This is a genomic window from Citrobacter sp. MGH105 (assembly GCF_001037485.2).
Classification (GTDB): domain Bacteria; phylum Pseudomonadota; class Gammaproteobacteria; order Enterobacterales; family Enterobacteriaceae; genus Citrobacter; species Citrobacter portucalensis.
Genome location: NZ_CP073048.1, coordinates 561,063 through 576,205 on the forward strand (window position 1 = coordinate 561,063; position 15,143 = coordinate 576,205).

The window sequence follows — 15,143 nt, forward strand, 5'->3', positions numbered from 1 at the left end:
CAGGAGAATCGACGTATGTTTAAACGATTGATGATGGTGGCTATGCTGGTGATTGCCCCGCTTAGCGCAGCAACTGCAGCCGACCAAACGAACCCGTACAAACAGATGAATGAGGCGGCGCAGAAGACATTTGACCGTCTGAAGAATGAACAACCTAAAATCCGCGCAAACCCGGATTACCTGCGCCAGGTTGTCGATCAGGAACTGTTGCCATACGTGCAGGTTAAATATGCGGGTGCGCTGGTACTGGGTCGCTACTACAAAGATGCGGCCCCTGCTCAGCGTGAAGCCTATTTTGCCGCATTTCGTGAATATCTGAAGCAGGCCTACGGCCAGGCTCTGGCGATGTACCATGGCCAGACTTATGAAATTGCACCAGAGCAACCGCTGGGTGATGCGACCATCGTGCCTATCCGCGTAACCATCATCGATCCAAACGGTCGTCCTCCGGTACGTTTGGATTTCCAGTGGCGTAAAAACTCCCAGACCGGTAACTGGCAGGCTTATGACATGATTGCTGAAGGCGTAAGTATGATCACCACCAAACAAAATGAGTGGAGCGACCTGCTGCGTACCAAAGGTATTGATGGCCTGACGGCGCAGCTGAAATCTATTGCTCAGCAGAAAATCACGCTGGAAGAGAAAAAATAATGACGCAGTCACTCACCTGGACGCGTGAAGGCGACAAGCTGGTGCTGGTGGGGGAGCTGGATCAGGACGTGTTAAACCCATTATGGGATGCGCGAATTGAGGCGATGAAAGGGGTATCCTGCATCGACCTGAACCAGGTATCCCGGGTAGATACCGGCGGTCTGGCGTTACTGTTGCATCTGATTAATCAGGGCAAGCAGCAGGGAAACAGCGTTTCACTCACTGGTGTTAACGATAAAGTGTACACGCTGGCGCAGCTTTACAATCTACCTGACGATGTCCTTCCGCGTTAATTTTTCCAGGCCGGATAAGGTCTTGTGCCGCTATCCGGCAAAACCCCTGAGGGGGATCTGCCACTAAAGCCTTGTCTGATTTATCAGCGAGGCTTTTTGCTTATTTATGACAGCGCCACTTTGCTCTAAGATGTTGGGCTGTTTTCACTATCTGACGAATGAAGAGCCCATGGAAAATAATGAAATTCAGAGCGTGCTGATGAATGCACTCTCCCTCCAGGAAGTCCACGTTTCTGGCGACGGCAGTCACTTTCAGGTTATTGCCGTGGGTGAGATGTTTGAAGGCATGAGCCGGGTCAAGAAGCAGCAATCGGTCTATGGCCCGTTGATGGAGTACATTGCGGACAACCGCATTCATGCCGTGTCGATTAAGGCGTTTACCCCAGCGGAATGGGCGCGCGATCGCAAACTTAACGGTTTTTGAGCTACGGGTGATGTGCCGGTAGCGAAGATAAATTCTTAACAGAGAACAGAATAATGGATAAATTTCGTGTTCAGGGGCCAACTAAGCTCCAGGGCGAAGTCACAATTTCAGGCGCTAAAAACGCCGCACTGCCGATCCTGTTTGCGGCGCTGCTGGCTGAAGAACCTGTAGAGATCCAAAACGTCCCGAAACTGAAGGACGTTGACACATCAATGAAGCTGCTGAGCCAGCTGGGTGCGAAAGTTGAGCGTAATGGTTCTGTGCACATCGATGCGCGTGATGTGAACGTCTTCTGTGCGCCGTACGATCTGGTGAAAACCATGCGTGCATCCATTTGGGCGCTCGGGCCGCTGGTTGCCCGCTTTGGTCAGGGTCAGGTTTCACTGCCTGGCGGCTGCACTATCGGCGCACGTCCGGTTGACCTGCACATTACCGGCCTGGAGCAGTTAGGCGCGACTATTAAGCTGGAAGAAGGCTATGTGAAGGCGTCCGTTGATGGCCGTCTGAAAGGCGCGCATATCGTCATGGACAAAGTGAGCGTCGGCGCGACGGTCACCATCATGTGCGCAGCAACGCTTGCCGAAGGCACCACCATCATCGAAAACGCTGCGCGCGAGCCGGAGATTGTGGATACCGCGAACTTCCTGATTGCGCTGGGCGCGAAGATCACGGGTCAGGGCACCGATCGTATTACCATCGAAGGCGTTGAGCGTCTTGGCGGTGGTGTTTATCGCGTTCTGCCAGATCGTATCGAAACCGGTACCTTCCTGGTGGCGGCGGCAATTTCTCGCGGCAAGATTATCTGCCGTAATGCACAGCCGGACACGCTGGATGCCGTTCTGGCGAAGCTGCGTGATGCGGGTGCGGATATTGAAGTGGGTGATGATTGGATCAGCCTTGATATGCACGGTAAACGTCCGAAAGCGGTCAATGTGCGTACTGCACCGCATCCGGCGTTCCCTACAGACATGCAGGCCCAGTTTACATTGCTGAACCTGGTGGCAGAAGGGACCGGCTTCATCACGGAAACCGTGTTTGAGAACCGCTTTATGCACGTGCCTGAGCTGAGCCGTATGGGCGCTCACGCAGAAATCGAAAGCAATACCGTGATTTGCCACGGCGTGGAAACGCTCTCTGGCGCACAGGTTATGGCGACCGATCTGCGCGCATCTGCAAGCCTGGTGCTGGCAGGGTGTATTGCTGAAGGTACGACGGTAGTCGACCGTATTTATCACATCGATCGCGGCTATGAGCGCATCGAAGATAAACTGCGTGCGCTGGGCGCAAACATTGAGCGCGTGAAAGGCGAGTAATCGTCAACGTCTCTTGTAACCCCCAGTTCAGTTGGCCGGGGGTTACAGCTCAATGTTCATTCCGGATTCTTTTTCTCTCTGCGACTCCTCATCATCCGCGTTCTGTCGATGAACTCATGCGTTTTGGCATCGTGATAGCGTGACGGCCAAATCACCCAGGGGTCAGTTCCCAGTGCCCGGGCGATAATCAACTCACCTTTTGGCCATGGTCTCGTTAACGCATTGGCCAGCGTTGATGAACTCAATCCATTTTTACGTGATTCAGCGGCCATTGAGGTCCCTTTCTTGCGCAGTCCGGCGATGATGTCGGCCGGATGCCAGTCAATCAGCTTGCTTTCCATCAATTCATCTCTCCTTTGGTTAACGGCTTACGGTTTCACGATCGGTTGTGCCGACACTATAACGCCCGAAGAACGAATGTTCTAAAATGTTCATGTAAAGTGTGTGTATATTCAGAATATGCCAAGGTTCTGCGTGATTATCTGGAAGGGGGAAATGATTACTGGAACTTATAAGAAAATCCCGTGCAGGACACGGGATGAGGGAAGATGCTGTAGGGAATTAACGGTCGCGCTGTACGGCAATATGTGCCAGACCAATCAGCGCTTCTCTCCACGGCGTATCGGGCAGCACCTGAAGCGCAGCGATGGCTTTATCAGCCTCTTCTTCTGCCCGCTGACGGGTCCATTCCAGAGAACCACAGGCGTTCATCGCTTCCAGAACCGGCTCCAGAAGGTGACGACCATTACCTTGCTCAATGGCCTGGCGGATCATTAGCGCTTGTTCTGGGGTGCCGTGGCGCATGGCATGCAACAGTGGCAGCGTTGGTTTACCCTCGTTGAGGTCATCACCGACGTTTTTACCCAGCTGCTCGCCATCTGCGCTGTAATCCAGCAAATCGTCAATTAACTGGAAAGCGGTACCGAGATAACGGCCATAATCCTGCAACCCTTTTTCTTGTTCTTCGCTACAGCCAGCCAGAATACCTGAACATTGGGCTGCCGCTTCAAACAAACGCGCGGTCTTACTGTAGATGACGCGCATATAGTTTTCTTCGGTGATGTCCGGGTCGTTGACGTTCATCAACTGCAAGACTTCACCTTCGGCAATGACGTTGACTGCTTTCGACATGACTTCCAGCACTTTCAACGAGCCAAGGCTGGTCATCATCTGAAATGCACGGGTATAGATAAAATCGCCAACCAGCACGCTGGCCGCATTACCAAACGCCGCATTTGCCGTAGCTTTCCCACGGCGCATGTCTGACTCATCCACAACATCGTCGTGCAGCAGGGTCGCTGTGTGGATAAACTCGATGAGGGCCGCAATCGTAACGTGCGCATTTTCCTGGTAACCAACGGCCCGCGCGGCGAGGACGGCGATCATTGGGCGAATGCGTTTTCCGCCGCCGCTAACGATGTAGTACCCCAGTTGATTGATCAACTGAACGTCGGAATTGAGCTGTTCAAGGATTGTCGCATTGACCCCCGCCATATCTTGCGCGGTTAACTCATTGATTTTTTCTAAATTCATCGCAAAAGCCGGGCTTCTCGCCCCGATTACCTTACTGTGTGGGAAGGTAACGTCGGGTTTAGGGTTATAAATATATGCTGATTGTACTGAAAAAACGCCGTAGATAAACGTTACCGTACGTGTTGTGTTTTTTTTCTTCATGTATTGACGGTAGCACTTGTCAAAGGCTCGCGTTTTGCGTAATATTCGCGCCCTATTGTGAATATTTATAGCGCACTCTGAATCATCAAAAAGGTGTGCGCGGAAGCGGAGTTTTTTATGTACGCGGTTTTCCAAAGTGGTGGTAAACAACACCGAGTAAGCGAAGGTCAGACCGTTCGCCTGGAAAAGCTGGACATCGCAACTGGCGAATCTGTTGAATTCGCAGAAGTTCTGATGATCGCAAACGGTGAAGAAGTCAAAATCGGCGTTCCTTTCGTTGATGGCGGCGTTATCAAAGCTGAAGTCGTTGCTCACGGTCGTGGCGAGAAAGTTAAAATTGTTAAGTTTCGTCGTCGTAAACACTACCGTAAGCAGCAGGGCCATCGTCAGTGGTTCACTGATGTGAAAATCACTGGCATCAGCGCTTAAGTTAAGGGGAGCAGATTAAATGGCACATAAAAAGGCTGGCGGCTCGACTCGTAACGGTCGCGATTCAGAAGCTAAACGTCTGGGCGTAAAACGCTTCGGCGGTGAAACAGTTCTGGCTGGTAGCATCATCGTTCGTCAACGTGGTACTAAATTCCACGCTGGCTCCAACGTTGGTTGCGGCAAAGACCACACTCTGTTTGCTAAAGCAGACGGTAAAGTGAAATTTGAAGTGAAAGGCCCGAAAAACCGTAAATTCATCAGCATCGTTGCTGAATAAGTTTTTCGCGTCCCGGTAACGGATAAAAGCCCCGCAACACGTTGCGGGGCTTTTTACATTCGACGGCCGGTAAATACGCTCGTCGCGCCGTGACAACCCGGAAACGAGCCCTTGCAGGGAATACGGCATGAAGCAGCAGGCAGGCATTGGTATTCTGTTAGCACTCACAACGGCGGTATGTTGGGGCGCTTTGCCAATAGCAATGAAGCAAGTGCTGGAGGTGATGGAGCCTCCTACCGTGGTGTTCTACCGTTTTTTAATGGCAAGCGTTGGCCTTGGCGCTATTCTTGCGGTTAAAAAAAAGCTCCCTCCGTTGCGTATTTTTCGCAAAGCGCGTTGGCTGGTGTTGCTGGCTATCGCAACCGGTGGGTTGTTCGGTAACTTCATTCTGTTTAGTTCATCCTTGCAGTATTTGAGCCCAACGGCTTCGCAGGTTATCGGTCAGCTGTCACCGGTTGGTATGATGATCGCCAGCGTCTTTATCCTGAAAGAAAAGATGCGCGGCACGCAGGTGATTGGCGCCATTATGCTTCTGAGCGGCCTGGTCCTGTTTTTTAATACCAGTCTGATCGAAATTTTTACCCGACTCACCGATTACACCTGGGGCGTTATCTTTGGTGTCGGTGCGGCGATGGTCTGGGTGAGCTATGGGGTCGCGCAAAAGGTGTTATTGCGCCGCCTGGCATCACCGCAGATCCTGTTTTTACTGTACACTTTATGTACGATTGCGTTGTTGCCGCTGGCTAAACCCGGTGTCATCACGCAGCTCAGCGACTGGCAGCTGGCATGCCTGATATTCTGCGGCCTGAACACGCTGGTAGGATATGGCGCTCTCGCGGAAGCAATGGCGCGTTGGCAGGCGGCGCAGGTGAGCGCTCTTATCACGCTCACACCGCTGTTTACGTTGTTATTTTCAGATTTATTATCACTGGCCTGGCCCGATTTCTTCGCCAGACCGATGCTAAACCTATTAGGTTATCTCGGTGCGTTTATCGTGGTTGCGGGCGCGATGTATTCCGCCATTGGTCATCGAATTTGGGGCGGTTTACGTAAGCATGAAACGGTGGTTTCGCAACCCCGCTCAGGCGAATGATTTACGGAGAGTAAAATGAAGTTTGTTGATGAAGCATCGATTCTGGTCGTTGCAGGTGATGGCGGTAATGGTTGCGTCAGCTTCCGCCGCGAAAAGTACATCCCAAAAGGCGGTCCGGACGGTGGTGATGGTGGTGACGGTGGTGACGTTTGGCTGGAAGCCGACGAAAACCTGAACACGCTGATCGATTACCGTTTTGAAAAATCATTCCGTGCGGAACGTGGTCAGAATGGCGCGAGCCGTGATTGCACCGGTAAGCGTGGCAAAGACGTTACCATTAAAGTACCTGTTGGTACGCGTGTTATCGATCAGGGCACGGGCGAAACCATGGGCGACATGACCAAACACGGTCAGCGTCTGATGGTCGCTAAAGGTGGCTGGCACGGTCTGGGCAACACCCGTTTCAAATCCTCGGTTAACCGTACTCCGCGTCAGAAAACAATGGGTACGCCGGGTGATAAGCGCGATCTGATGCTGGAGCTGATGCTACTGGCGGACGTGGGTATGCTGGGCATGCCAAACGCTGGGAAATCGACGTTTATCCGTGCGGTGTCCGCGGCGAAGCCGAAAGTCGCTGATTATCCGTTTACCACCCTGGTGCCGAGCCTGGGCGTGGTGCGTATGGACAACGAAAAGAGCTTCGTGGTTGCCGACATTCCGGGACTGATTGAAGGCGCGGCTGAAGGCGCAGGCCTGGGCATCCGCTTCCTGAAACACCTGGAACGTTGCCGTGTACTGCTTCACCTCATCGATATCGATCCGATTGATGGCTCTGATCCAGTTGAAAACGCACGTATCATTATTGGCGAACTGGAAAAATACAGTCAGGATCTGGCATCTAAACCGCGCTGGTTAGTGTTCAACAAAATTGATTTGATGGACAAGGCTGAAGCGGAAGAGAAAGCGAAAGCTATCGCCGAAGCGTTGGGTTGGGAAGGTAAATATTACCTGATCTCTGCCGCCAGCCAACTGGGCGTGAAAGATCTCTGCTGGGATGTGATGACCTTTATCATCGAGAACCCGATTGTTCAGGCTGAAGAAGCGAAACAGCCAGAGAAAGTTGAGTTCATGTGGGATGATTATCACCGCCAGCAGCTCGCTGAAGTCGAAGACGAAGCGGAAGATGACTGGGATGACGATTGGGACGAAGACGACGAAGAAGGCGTTGAGTTCATCTACAAGCGTTAATCGCATTAAAAACCCCGGCCATGTTGCCGGGGTTTTTGTTTCCAGGTCTCACTGTAGGCCGGATAAGGCACGTTAATGCCGCCATCCGGCAATCAAATTACCCATTTAGTTGTTCTGATAAATATCCTTGTACAACCGGCTCTCGAAGCGCACCAACGGAATACGGCGATTACGCTGGTCAGCTGGCTCTACCGCATAACCAGATAAATATTGCACGAATGCCATGCGTTGGCCGCTTGCCGTGGTGATGAAACCTGCGAGGTTATAAACCCCCTGCAGCGAGCCTGTCTTCGCCGATACTTTGCCATCCACACCAGCCTGATGCAGACCCGCACGGTATTGCAGAGAGCCGTCGTGGCCCGCCAGCGGCAGCATAGTGATAAAGTTCAGCTCGTTATCGTGTTGAGCGATATATTGCAGCACCTGCATCATGGTCGCTGGGGCAATCAGGTTATGGCGGGAGAGGCCAGAACCGTCGGCAATAATAGTGTTGCCGATATCGACGCCTGCCTGCTGACGCAAAATCTGGCGCACGGCGTCAGAACCCGCCCGCCAGGTGCCCGGCACGTTAAATCGGGCATGACCAATCATACGGAAAACGGTATCGGCAATCATGTTGTCCGATTTTTTCAGCATAATCTTAAGCAGGTCGTGCAGCGGTGCCGACTGCTTACTGGCGACCACCGTTCCTGGTTCGTTGACCAACGTCTGGCGCAGCAGTGTACCGCTGTAGGTGATACCTGCTTGTTTTAGCTCATCTTTGATAATTGCCCCGGCATAGCTGGCACCGTCCTGAATGGCGAACGCCAGCGGCAGCGGATCGGCACGTTGTGGCAGGCATCCAGTCAGCGTATAGCGGTTGAGATCGCCGGGAACCACATCCAGTTCACAATATTGCGCTTCCGCAGAACCTCGGGCGAGAGTACGCACCTGACTGAACATGGTGACCGGGTAATAAGATGCCACGCGAATAAAGGCGAGATCGTTGGGTTTTTGCGCGCTGTAGAGTGAAACCGAGAAACAGTTTCTATCGACAATAGCCGCTGCGGGCGGTGCGCTAAAACACTGCGTCATGTCGTTCCAGGGCCAGCCGGGCGCTTTATCATGACTGGCAAAAATAGAGGTGTCGATCAGGACATTCCCGGCAATTTGCGTCACACCTGATTTTTTCAGGGTCGCCACCATATTGCGAATATCCTGGCGTTTTAGCGTCGGATCGGCACCAAATCGTGCCACTAAGTCGCCTTTCAATACGCCGCCTTCCACGCTGCCTTTGGTCTCGAGCGTGGTGGTAAAACGAAAGTCAGGCCCGAGCTGAATCAATGCCGCCAGCGCGGTGATTACTTTCTGGGTACTGGCGGGCAGCGCCATCTGCTGGCTATGAAAATCAATAGCGGGTGCAGGTGCGCCAACCTTCTGTACCATAAGGGCGAGGTTGGCCCCGGCAGGGAGCTGATTGATATACTCGTCGACGTTCGCAGCCTGAACGCTGAACGCTATACTGGCAGTCAATCCGATGGTAAATCTGGAAAATCGCATAATCTCGCGCTAACAACCTGGAAACAGGCCGTCATACTACGGCGCAACGCCCCAAAAAGTAAACGATGACCCATAAGGAACTCCAGGGTAAAATGATCATCAAATAGAGAATTGTAGCTGACCTGGGACCTTGAGCCCCGGGTCGGTATTTTTTTGCTTCTGACTCTGGCATGACACACGCCAGGGTGGGCTTAGCAGCCGGGGTGAGAGCAACTACCCCCTACAGGAATGTTCAAGAGGTATAACAAATGCAAGCTATCCCGATGACCTTACGTGGTGCTGAAAAACTGCGCGAAGAGCTGGATTTTCTGAAATCTGTGCGCCGTCCTGAAATTATTGCCGCTATCGCTGAAGCGCGTGAGCACGGTGACCTGAAAGAGAACGCGGAGTATCACGCGGCGCGCGAACAGCAGGGTTTCTGCGAAGGACGCATTAAAGATATCGAAGCTAAACTGTCCAACGCGCAGGTAATCGACGTTACTAAAATGCCGAACAATGGCCGCGTTGTTTTCGGTGCGACGGTTACCGTTCTGAATCTCGATAACGATGAAGAGCAGACATGGCGTATTGTCGGCGATGATGAAGCCGATTTTAAACAGAACCTGATTTCAGTGAACTCGCCTATCGCTCGTGGCCTGATCGGTAAAGAGCAGGATGACGTCGTAGTTATCAAAACGCCGGGCGGCGAAGTGGAATATGAAGTGACGAAGGTAGAATACCTGTAATTCGCATCTTGGTTAAGATGTTGATACATTGTAAAGAAAGGAAAAAGGCCGCATAGCGGCCTTTTATCAACGAAGAGAGCGTGGCATTTTGCTCTCCTGCTAGCGGAAAACCCCGCGTTTTACACAAACTTCGTGTGCAACTTTGGGATATTCTTAGCGTGGCAGCGAGATTTTACGTTCTTTAGTCGGGCGATACAGTACCAGCGTTTTGCCGATGACCTGTACATTGCAGGCGCCGGTTTCGCGTACGATAGCTTCCACGATCAAGGTTTTAGTATCGCGATCTTCCGAGGCGATTTTCACCTTGATAAGTTCATGGTGCTCTAACGCTTGTTCAATCTCGGCCAGTACCCCTTCGGTCAAACCATTATTGCCAAGCATAACTACAGGCTTGAGCGGATGTGCCAGACCTTTCAGGTGCTGTTTTTGTTTAGTACTCAGATTCATCGTATATTTTTGCTTACGTTGGGATTGAAAACGGGTCATTCTACCGCCATCTCCCATATATCACCAAATAGCTGTGTAGAAATTTACACCATTGGTTACGATGAACTGCCCTTTGGGAATGTGAAATGACAGGTAAAAAGCGTTCTGCCAGCTCGAGTCGCTGGCTTCAGGAACACTTTAGCGATAAATATGTTCAACAGGCGCAGAAAAAGGGGTTACGTTCCCGTGCCTGGTTTAAACTTGATGAAATACAGCAAAGTGACAAAATTTTTAAACCGGGGATGACGATAGTTGATCTCGGTGCTGCACCCGGTGGCTGGTCGCAATATGCAGTTACGCAGATCGGCAACACCGGCCGCATTATCGCTTGCGATCTTTTACCTATGGATCCAATCGTTGGTGTGGACTTCCTTCAGGGCGACTTTCGTGATGAATTAGTCCTGAAAGCGTTACTTGAACGCGTAGGTGACAGTAAAGTACAAGTTGTCATGTCTGATATGGCGCCAAATATGTGTGGAACACCGGCGGTGGATATTCCCCGGGCCATGTATCTGGTAGAGCTGGCGCTTGGAATGGCTCGTGATGTATTAGCGCCAGGTGGTAGTTTTGTAGTGAAGGTGTTCCAGGGCGAAGGCTTCGATGAGTATCTAAGAGAGATTCGCTCCCTGTTTACGAAGGTCAAAGTTCGTAAGCCGGACTCTTCTCGCGCCCGTTCGCGTGAAGTGTATATTGTAGCGACCGGGCGTAAACCATAACCGGCAGATTTCAAACGAAAGTTTGAAAGAAACTGGATATAGAGTATCCTGACGCTGTTTTTAACACAGTTGTAATATGAGGTTAATCCCTTGAGTGACATGGCGAAAAACCTAATTCTCTGGCTGGTCATTGCCGTTGTGCTGATGTCAGTATTCCAGAGCTTTGGGCCCAGCGAGTCTAATGGCCGTAAGGTTGATTACTCTACCTTCCTGCAAGAGGTCAATCAGGACCAGGTTCGTGAAGCGAAGATCAACGGACGTGAGATTAACGTTACCAAGAAAGATAGTAACCGTTACACGACCTACATCCCGGTTAACGATCCGAAGCTGCTTGATAACCTGCTGACCAAAAACGTCAAGGTTGTTGGCGAACCACCTGAAGAGCCGAGCCTGCTGGCTTCTATCTTCATTTCCTGGTTCCCAATGCTGCTGCTGATTGGTGTCTGGATCTTCTTCATGCGTCAGATGCAGGGCGGTGGTGGCAAAGGTGCCATGTCGTTCGGCAAGAGCAAAGCGCGCATGCTGACGGAAGATCAGATCAAAACGACTTTTGCTGACGTTGCGGGTTGTGACGAAGCAAAAGAAGAAGTCGCTGAGCTGGTTGAGTATCTGCGCGAACCGAGCCGTTTCCAGAAACTGGGCGGTAAAATCCCGAAAGGCGTCCTGATGGTTGGTCCTCCGGGTACGGGTAAAACCCTGCTGGCGAAAGCTATCGCAGGTGAAGCGAAGGTTCCATTCTTCACAATTTCCGGTTCTGATTTCGTGGAAATGTTCGTGGGTGTCGGTGCATCTCGTGTGCGTGACATGTTCGAACAAGCCAAGAAAGCGGCACCGTGCATCATCTTCATCGATGAAATCGACGCCGTAGGTCGCCAGCGTGGCGCAGGTCTGGGCGGTGGTCACGATGAACGTGAACAGACGCTGAACCAGATGCTGGTTGAGATGGACGGCTTCGAAGGTAACGAAGGTATTATCGTTATCGCAGCAACTAACCGTCCGGACGTTCTTGACCCTGCGCTGCTGCGTCCAGGCCGTTTCGACCGTCAGGTTGTGGTTGGTCTGCCAGACGTTCGCGGTCGTGAACAGATCCTGAAAGTGCATATGCGTCGCGTACCGCTGTCTCCGGATATCGATGCGGCAATCATTGCACGTGGCACGCCTGGCTTCTCCGGTGCGGACCTCGCGAACCTGGTGAACGAAGCGGCGCTGTTTGCTGCTCGTGGCAACAAGCGCGTAGTGTCGATGGTTGAGTTCGAAAAAGCGAAAGACAAAATCATGATGGGTGCGGAACGTCGCTCCATGGTGATGACGGAAGCGCAGAAAGAATCTACCGCGTATCACGAAGCTGGCCACGCGATTATCGGTCGCCTGGTACCGGAACACGATCCGGTGCACAAAGTAACGATTATCCCGCGCGGTCGTGCGCTGGGTGTGACCTTCTTCCTGCCTGAAGGCGACGCAATCAGCGCCAGCCGTCAGAAACTGGAAAGTCAGATCTCCACACTGTACGGTGGCCGTCTGGCGGAAGAGATCATCTACGGTGCTGAACATGTTTCTACCGGTGCGTCGAACGACATTAAAGTCGCGACTAACCTGGCGCGTAACATGGTTACTCAGTGGGGCTTCTCCGATAAACTCGGTCCGTTGCTGTACGCTGAAGAAGAAGGCGAAGTGTTCCTGGGACGTTCTGTGGCGAAAGCGAAACACATGTCCGATGAAACCGCTCGCATTATCGATCAGGAAGTTAAGCTGCTGATTGAGCGTAACTATGACCGTGCACGTCGTTTGCTGAACGAAAACATGGACATTCTGCACTCGATGAAAGATGCACTCATGAAATATGAGACCATCGATGCGCCGCAGATTGACGATCTGATGGCTCGCCGCGACGTGCGTCCGCCAGCGGGTTGGGAAGAACCGGGTTCTTCTAACAACAACTCTGGCAGCACCGGCAAGCCGAGTGCACCGCGTCCGGTTGATGAACCGCGTGCGCCGGACTCTGGCACTATGTCAGAGCAACTGGGCGACAAATAAGTTATCGTTGATGATGACCGTGTTTTAATTGAAAACCCTGGGGCTTGCTCCGGGGTTTTTCTTATCTGCATATTCAAGATTTTACCAGGGATAAAACTATGAAACTCTTTGCTCAGGGTTCTTCACTGGATCTCAGCCATCCGCACGTCATGGGGATTTTGAACGTCACGCCAGACTCATTTTCCGATGGTGGAGCGCACAACTCTCTGGTTGAGGCGGTAAAACACGCAAACCTGATGATTAACGCCGGGGCGACTATCATTGATGTGGGCGGTGAGTCCACGCGTCCGGGCGCGGCTGATGTGAGTGTGGATGAAGAGTTGCAGCGAGTGATCCCAGTGGTCGAGGCGATTGCTCAGCGTTTTGAAGTGTGGATTTCGGTCGATACCTCAAAACCCGAAGTGATTCGCGAATGCGCCAGAGTTGGCGCGCATATCATCAATGATATTCGCTCACTCTCGGAGCCTGGAGCGCTGGAAGCCGCAGCAGAGACCGGATTACCGGTTTGCCTGATGCATATGCAGGGGCAGCCGAAAACCATGCAGGAAGCACCAAAGTATGAGGATGTTTTTGCTGAGGTAAACCGTTACTTTGTTGAGCAAATAGCACGTTGCGAGCGGGCTGGAATCACAAAAGATAAATTGTTGCTCGACCCCGGATTCGGATTCGGTAAAAATCTCACTCACAACTACACATTACTGGCACGTTTGTCTGAGTTTCATCATTTTAATCTGCCATTGCTGGTTGGGATGTCACGAAAATCAATGGTTGGCCAGTTACTGAATGTGGGGCCATCTGAACGCCTGAGCGGTAGCCTTGCGTGCGCGGTGATTGCCGCAATGCAGGGGGCGCAGATCGTTCGTGTCCATGACGTCAAAGAAACCGTAGAAGCGATGCGTGTGGTGGAAGCCACATTGTCTGCAAAGGAAAAAAAACGCTATGAGTAATCGTAAATATTTTGGCACTGATGGGATCCGCGGTCGCGTAGGCGATGCCCCAATTACTCCTGACTTTGTGCTCAAGCTGGGCTGGGCTGCAGGGAAAGTGCTTGCTCGTCATGGTTCACGTAAAATTATTATCGGTAAAGATACGCGTATTTCCGGCTATATGCTGGAGTCTGCGCTGGAAGCGGGCCTGGCTGCCGCCGGACTCTCAGCCTCATTCACAGGGCCAATGCCAACACCCGCCGTTGCGTATCTGACGCGCGCCTTCCGTGCTGAGGCCGGGATTGTTATCTCCGCTTCTCACAACCCGTACTATGACAACGGGATTAAATTCTTCTCTACCGACGGGACTAAACTGCCGGATGCAGTGGAAGAAGCCATTGAAGCCGAGATGGAAAAAGCGATCACCTGCGTGGATTCCGCTGAACTGGGTAAAGCCACGCGTATCGTTGATGCTGCCGGTCGCTATATCGAGTTTTGCAAAGGCACCTTCCCGAACGAACTGAGTCTGAATGAGCTTAAAATTGTGGTGGATTGCGCTAACGGTGCGACGTACCACATTGCGCCAAATGTACTGCGTGAACTGGGTGCAAACGTGATTGCCATTGGCTGTGAGCCAAACGGTGTGAATATCAATGAAGAAGTCGGCGCCACCGACGTCCGTGCCCTGCAGGCGCGCGTGATTGCGGAAAAAGCCGATCTGGGTATTGCGCTGGATGGCGATGGCGACCGCGTCATTATGGTTGATCACGAAGGTAATAAGGTCGATGGCGATCAGATCATGTACATCATCGCCCGTGAAGCCCTGCGTCAGGGTCAGCTGCGCGGTGGCGCGGTAGGTACGCTGATGAGCAACATGGGCCTCGAGCTGGCGCTAAAACAGCTGGGTATTCCGTTTGCCCGTGCAAAAGTTGGCGACCGTTATGTGCTGGAAAAAATGCAGGAAAAAGGCTGGCGTATCGGTGCCGAAAACTCTGGTCATGTGATCCTGCTGGACAAAACCACTACTGGTGACGGTATCGTGGCGGGTCTGCAGGTGCTGGCGGCGATGGTACGCAACCATATGAGCCTGCACGACCTGTGCAGCGGCATGAAAATGTTCCCACAGCTGCTGGTTAACGTACGATACACAGCAGGTAGCGGCGATCCACTGGAACATGAAAACGTGAAAGCGGTGATGGCGGAAGTGGAAGCGGCGCTGGGTAACCGTGGACGCGTCCTGCTGCGTAAGTCTGGTACCGAACCGTTAATTCGTGTGATGGTTGAAGGTGAAGACGAAGCGCAGGTGACTGAATTCGCCCACCGTATTGCCGATGCTGTGAAAGCGGCGTAATTCCGAAGAAAGTGAAAGCCGGAG

Annotated in this window: 17 protein-coding genes; 13 read left to right on the forward strand and 4 right to left on the reverse strand. The window is 52.2% G+C overall.

Going from position 1 to position 15,143, the window contains the following annotated elements; all coding sequences use genetic code 11:
- Positions 1-15 precede the first annotated feature (15 nt).
- From mlaC to murA, 4 genes are all read left to right on the forward strand, one after another.
- Entirely contained in the window at positions 16-651 is a 636-nt protein-coding gene (mlaC, locus tag SK35_RS02710; protein ID WP_048215461.1) for a phospholipid-binding protein MlaC, read from the forward strand.
- Complete coding sequence (mlaB, locus tag SK35_RS02715) at positions 651-944, forward strand: lipid asymmetry maintenance protein MlaB (protein WP_003025045.1); 294 nt, start codon at positions 651-653, stop codon at positions 942-944. The genes mlaC and mlaB overlap by 1 nt, the downstream gene beginning before the upstream one ends.
- A gap of 169 nt (positions 945-1,113) precedes the next feature.
- Positions 1,114-1,368: a BolA family iron metabolism protein IbaG gene (gene ibaG / locus SK35_RS02720; RefSeq protein ID WP_003025040.1), complete on the forward strand. Its 255-nt coding sequence runs from the start codon at positions 1,114-1,116 to the stop codon at positions 1,366-1,368.
- Positions 1,369-1,421: 53 nt separating this feature from the next.
- A complete protein-coding gene (gene murA / locus SK35_RS02725) occupies positions 1,422-2,681 on the forward strand; it encodes a UDP-N-acetylglucosamine 1-carboxyvinyltransferase (RefSeq protein WP_003839949.1) in 1,260 nt (419 codons plus the stop codon).
- Positions 2,682-2,737: 56 nt separating this feature from the next.
- On the opposite strand, the gene sfsB is transcribed toward murA, so the two are convergent.
- Together sfsB and ispB are read right to left on the reverse strand one after the other, a co-directional pair.
- Positions 2,738-3,022, reverse strand: a complete 285-nt coding sequence (gene sfsB, locus SK35_RS02730) for a DNA-binding transcriptional regulator SfsB (RefSeq protein WP_003025035.1) — start codon at positions 3,020-3,022, stop codon at positions 2,738-2,740.
- Between the two features lie 220 nt (positions 3,023-3,242).
- Positions 3,243-4,214, reverse strand: coding sequence for an octaprenyl diphosphate synthase (gene ispB / locus SK35_RS02735; protein WP_003839953.1), 972 nt, complete (start codon positions 4,212-4,214; stop codon positions 3,243-3,245).
- Positions 4,215-4,472: 258 nt separating this feature from the next.
- Here ispB and rplU point away from each other — a divergent pair, with 258 nt between their 5' ends.
- The 4 genes from rplU (at position 4,473) to cgtA (ending at position 7,342) form a co-directional block, all read left to right on the forward strand.
- Positions 4,473-4,784, forward strand: coding sequence for a 50S ribosomal protein L21 (rplU, locus tag SK35_RS02740; protein WP_003025032.1), 312 nt, complete (start codon positions 4,473-4,475; stop codon positions 4,782-4,784).
- A 19-nt stretch (positions 4,785-4,803) separates the two neighbouring features.
- Complete coding sequence (gene rpmA / locus SK35_RS02745; protein ID WP_003025030.1) at positions 4,804-5,061, forward strand: 50S ribosomal protein L27; 258 nt, start codon at positions 4,804-4,806, stop codon at positions 5,059-5,061.
- A 127-nt stretch (positions 5,062-5,188) separates the two neighbouring features.
- Positions 5,189-6,154 (forward strand): DMT family transporter, encoded by a 966-nt coding sequence (locus tag SK35_RS02750; RefSeq protein ID WP_008785922.1) that lies wholly within the window; start codon positions 5,189-5,191, stop codon positions 6,152-6,154.
- A 15-nt stretch (positions 6,155-6,169) separates the two neighbouring features.
- Positions 6,170-7,342 carry an Obg family GTPase CgtA gene (cgtA, locus tag SK35_RS02755; protein WP_003828732.1) on the forward strand — a complete coding sequence of 391 codons (1,173 nt, stop codon included), beginning with the start codon at positions 6,170-6,172 and terminating at the stop codon, positions 7,340-7,342.
- Between the two features lie 105 nt (positions 7,343-7,447).
- Here the strand turns inward: cgtA and dacB are convergent, their stop codons facing one another.
- Positions 7,448-8,881: a serine-type D-Ala-D-Ala carboxypeptidase gene (gene dacB / locus SK35_RS02760; protein ID WP_032945109.1), complete on the reverse strand. Its 1,434-nt coding sequence runs from the start codon at positions 8,879-8,881 to the stop codon at positions 7,448-7,450.
- 248 nt (positions 8,882-9,129) lie between these two features.
- Between dacB and greA the strand changes: the two genes are divergently transcribed.
- Entirely contained in the window at positions 9,130-9,606 is a 477-nt protein-coding gene (greA, locus tag SK35_RS02765; RefSeq protein ID WP_003025019.1) for a transcription elongation factor GreA, read from the forward strand.
- A 153-nt stretch (positions 9,607-9,759) separates the two neighbouring features.
- On the opposite strand, the gene yhbY is transcribed toward greA, so the two are convergent.
- Positions 9,760-10,053 (reverse strand): ribosome assembly RNA-binding protein YhbY, encoded by a 294-nt coding sequence (gene yhbY, locus SK35_RS02770; RefSeq protein ID WP_003025016.1) that lies wholly within the window; start codon positions 10,051-10,053, stop codon positions 9,760-9,762.
- Positions 10,054-10,178: 125 nt separating this feature from the next.
- Between yhbY and rlmE the strand changes: the two genes are divergently transcribed.
- The 4 genes from rlmE to glmM all read left to right on the forward strand — a co-directional run bounded on the left by rlmE (position 10,179) and on the right by glmM (position 15,119).
- Positions 10,179-10,808: a 23S rRNA (uridine(2552)-2'-O)-methyltransferase RlmE gene (gene rlmE, locus SK35_RS02775; protein WP_003025015.1), complete on the forward strand. Its 630-nt coding sequence runs from the start codon at positions 10,179-10,181 to the stop codon at positions 10,806-10,808.
- 99 nt (positions 10,809-10,907) lie between these two features.
- On the forward strand, positions 10,908-12,842 hold the full coding sequence (ftsH, locus tag SK35_RS02780; protein ID WP_003025013.1) for an ATP-dependent zinc metalloprotease FtsH: 1,935 nt from the start codon (positions 10,908-10,910) through the stop codon (positions 12,840-12,842).
- Between the two features lie 98 nt (positions 12,843-12,940).
- Positions 12,941-13,789 (forward strand): dihydropteroate synthase, encoded by an 849-nt coding sequence (gene folP / locus SK35_RS02785; RefSeq protein ID WP_048215462.1) that lies wholly within the window; start codon positions 12,941-12,943, stop codon positions 13,787-13,789.
- The gene (gene glmM, locus SK35_RS02790) at positions 13,782-15,119 is read left to right on the forward strand and encodes a phosphoglucosamine mutase (RefSeq protein ID WP_008785919.1); all 1,338 of its coding nucleotides are present in this window, start codon (positions 13,782-13,784) and stop codon (positions 15,117-15,119) included. Before folP ends, glmM begins: the two co-directional genes overlap by 8 nt.
- Positions 15,120-15,143: the final 24 nt, after the last annotated feature.

What these genes read in the sequence shown, in the direction of transcription:
- mlaC (WP_048215461.1), top strand. Translation starts at nt 16, where the DNA reads ATGTTTAAACGATTGATGATGGTGGCTATGCTGGTGATTGCCCCGCTT.
- mlaB (WP_003025045.1), top strand. Translation starts at nt 651, where the DNA reads ATGACGCAGTCACTCACCTGGACGCGTGAAGGCGACAAGCTGGTGCTG.
- ibaG (WP_003025040.1), top strand. Translation starts at nt 1,114, where the DNA reads ATGGAAAATAATGAAATTCAGAGCGTGCTGATGAATGCACTCTCCCTC.
- murA (WP_003839949.1), top strand. Translation starts at nt 1,422, where the DNA reads ATGGATAAATTTCGTGTTCAGGGGCCAACTAAGCTCCAGGGCGAAGTC.
- sfsB (WP_003025035.1), bottom strand. Translation starts at nt 3,022, where the DNA reads ATGGAAAGCAAGCTGATTGACTGGCATCCGGCCGACATCATCGCCGGA.
- ispB (WP_003839953.1), bottom strand. Translation starts at nt 4,214, where the DNA reads ATGAATTTAGAAAAAATCAATGAGTTAACCGCGCAAGATATGGCGGGG.
- rplU (WP_003025032.1), top strand. Translation starts at nt 4,473, where the DNA reads ATGTACGCGGTTTTCCAAAGTGGTGGTAAACAACACCGAGTAAGCGAA.
- rpmA (WP_003025030.1), top strand. Translation starts at nt 4,804, where the DNA reads ATGGCACATAAAAAGGCTGGCGGCTCGACTCGTAACGGTCGCGATTCA.
- SK35_RS02750 (WP_008785922.1), top strand. Translation starts at nt 5,189, where the DNA reads ATGAAGCAGCAGGCAGGCATTGGTATTCTGTTAGCACTCACAACGGCG.
- cgtA (WP_003828732.1), top strand. Translation starts at nt 6,170, where the DNA reads ATGAAGTTTGTTGATGAAGCATCGATTCTGGTCGTTGCAGGTGATGGC.
- dacB (WP_032945109.1), bottom strand. Translation starts at nt 8,881, where the DNA reads ATGCGATTTTCCAGATTTACCATCGGATTGACTGCCAGTATAGCGTTC.
- greA (WP_003025019.1), top strand. Translation starts at nt 9,130, where the DNA reads ATGCAAGCTATCCCGATGACCTTACGTGGTGCTGAAAAACTGCGCGAA.
- yhbY (WP_003025016.1), bottom strand. Translation starts at nt 10,053, where the DNA reads ATGAATCTGAGTACTAAACAAAAACAGCACCTGAAAGGTCTGGCACAT.
- rlmE (WP_003025015.1), top strand. Translation starts at nt 10,179, where the DNA reads ATGACAGGTAAAAAGCGTTCTGCCAGCTCGAGTCGCTGGCTTCAGGAA.
- ftsH (WP_003025013.1), top strand. Translation starts at nt 10,908, where the DNA reads ATGGCGAAAAACCTAATTCTCTGGCTGGTCATTGCCGTTGTGCTGATG.
- folP (WP_048215462.1), top strand. Translation starts at nt 12,941, where the DNA reads ATGAAACTCTTTGCTCAGGGTTCTTCACTGGATCTCAGCCATCCGCAC.
- glmM (WP_008785919.1), top strand. Translation starts at nt 13,782, where the DNA reads ATGAGTAATCGTAAATATTTTGGCACTGATGGGATCCGCGGTCGCGTA.